The sequence below is a fragment of the Clostridium sp. MCC353 genome (assembly GCF_018785315.1).
GTDB lineage: Bacteria > Bacillota > Clostridia > Lachnospirales > Lachnospiraceae > CHH4-2.
Genome location: NZ_WQPN01000153.1, coordinates 1 through 281 on the forward strand (window position 1 = coordinate 1; position 281 = coordinate 281).

1 protein-coding gene is annotated in these 281 nt (G+C 47.3%); it reads right to left on the bottom strand.

Annotated features, from left to right (window positions below):
• The coding region (locus GPL15_RS23290; RefSeq protein WP_215701075.1) for a hypothetical protein at positions 1–281 on the bottom strand (281 nt) is incomplete at both ends.

The following is a 281-nucleotide window of genomic DNA, read 5'->3' on the forward strand; positions in this document are numbered from 1 at the left end:
TGAACTGCTGTTTAAAGTATACTTTCAGCACCAGGCTTCCGTCTCCGGCGATGGTTCCGGATAAGACATTTCCGGCTTCTCCGTCATATACATAACCCTCTTTTGACGGGATCTTATCGCTGGCAGTTACCTCGGCCAATGTTCCGGTCGTTCCGGTTTTCTTCGTATACTCTTCGGTTGTATCTGCGTATACTCCCGCATTTTCATAGTAGTACTCTACCTTATACTCTGTATCTTCATCGGCTGTCCACTGGGCCACATATACGGCATCTTTCGTTACC